Here is a 1,868-nt window from a genome sequence, read left to right as displayed (position 1 = left end):
CGGATGCCGATAAAATTGATTTTATCTCCGAATTCCGTTGCGACCCGGATGGCGTTTGGCACACCGGACCTTAATGTGTCGTACGTATCTACAAGGAATACGCAGTCCTTATGCGTTTCCGCGTATTTTTTAAAAGCAATGTAATCATCCTTATATGCCTGAACCATTGAGTGTGCGTGCGTTCCGGAAACCGGTATTCCGAAAAGCTTGCCGGCACGCACATTGCTCGTGGAATCAAAACCGCCGATGTAGGCCGCGCGCGTGCCCCAAAGCGCCGCATCCATTTCATGCGCTCGGCGACTACCAAATTCCATCGCGATTTCGTCCTTCACTACCTGCTTGATCCGCGATGCTTTCGTGGCAATCAACGTCTGGTAGTTAACGATATTTAAAAGAGCAGTCTCGATCAGCTGTGCTTCAGCAAGCGGTGCATCGACTCTGACTAATGGCTGGTTGGCAAAAACGATTTCGCCCTCCTGCATCGCACGAATCGAACCTGTAAAACGAAGATCCTTCAGATACTCCAGGAAATCCTCTCCGAAATTGGCTTCTTCTCTTAAATATTGAATATCATCCTCGGTAAATCCGAAGTTCTCGATGTAACTGATGATTTTTTCCAGTCCGGCAAAAACGGCGTACCCATTGCCAAATGGAAGCTTACGGAAAAACAAATCAAACACTGCACGGCGATTGTGGACACCATCCCGCCAGTATGTTTCCATCATATTGATTTGATATAAGTCTGTATGCAGCATCAAGCTGTCATCTGTAAATTTCGTGCTCATCCAAAAACCTCCAAGTTTGCTGCCATCCGTGTTCATTTTCATAGGCTACTTCACCTCCGCGCCAATCGAGCTTTCGAAATGGCGAAGTGACCACTCATGGCCGACAGGGTCAAATGAAGCAACTGCCTCCTTATACACAATAACCTTAAATCCTTTATTGTAAGCATCCACCGCTGTGTGCAGGACACAAATATCGGTGCAAACGCCGACAAGATGCACTTCCGTAATGCCTCTTTCGCGCAATTTCATTTCAAGATCCGTTCCGGCGAATGCCGAATACCTCGTTTTATCGATATAATATACATGATCCAGATGCTTATTCTCCTCGTACACCGCCTGAAGGCTGCCAAACAAATCTCTCCCCTTCGTGCCGCGGATATTATGAGGCGGGTACAGCTTCGTTTCCGGATGGAACTCATCGCCCTCATCATGGACATCAATAGCGAACACCATATAGTCACCATTCTGAATGAAATCTCTGGTGACGCCGACAAGCTTCTCCTCAATATCCTGGCCCGGCTTGCCGCATGTCAAAGCCCCGTCATCAGCCACAAAATCAAACGTATAGTCGATGTTGATCAACGCCTTGTTCCCCACTATGTATCCACATCCTTCATATTATTATCTTGCCTGATATCTCTTATTTTCTTCCATTTATGTGTTACAGGCAAATTTTACACATTTATCTTAAGCAATACCCCAATTGCCACAGACATATTGCGTTTTTCAATTAGAATATGAATATCCGGTCCCCCTTGAAGTTGTTTGAAACCAACTGAGGGCTGTTTTCACCGCTCTAACTGTTCCAATGACCCTTATTGGAACAATCCGTGACTGGTTTTTCACCTCGAACTGTTCCAATTATCCTTATTGGAACAGTCAGTGGCAGATTTTTTACCTCAGATTGTTCCAATGGCTTTCGCTTCTTCCTTTTACAAAAACTTTCACTAATGCATTTAAAACCAACCAAAACACAATCTACCCAAACACAAAAAAATCGCCCCAAAAAGCAGCGACTCATCATCATTCTACTTTAAAATTCAAATCCAGATTCTCTGGACGGTCTTCCGGACGGATTTCATC

2 protein-coding genes are annotated in these 1,868 nt (G+C 45.0%); both read right to left on the bottom strand.

Going from position 1 to position 1,868, the window contains the following annotated elements:
* On the bottom strand, positions 1-785 hold a 785-nt coding region (pncB, locus tag WB217_RS06150), incomplete at its 3' end, for a nicotinate phosphoribosyltransferase (protein ID WP_423991652.1).
* Between the two features lie 45 nt (positions 786-830).
* Positions 831-1,385 carry a cysteine hydrolase family protein gene (locus WB217_RS06145; RefSeq protein WP_423991650.1) on the bottom strand — a complete coding sequence of 185 codons (555 nt, stop codon included), beginning with the start codon at positions 1,383-1,385 and terminating at the stop codon, positions 831-833.
* Positions 1,386-1,868: the final 483 nt, after the last annotated feature.

Source organism: Mesobacillus sp. (assembly GCF_049588175.1).
Classification (GTDB): domain Bacteria; phylum Bacillota; class Bacilli; order Bacillales; family Cytobacillaceae; genus Mesobacillus.
The sequence above is the reverse complement of the archived record's forward strand: the minus strand, read 5'-3'. Positions and strand labels throughout refer to the sequence as shown.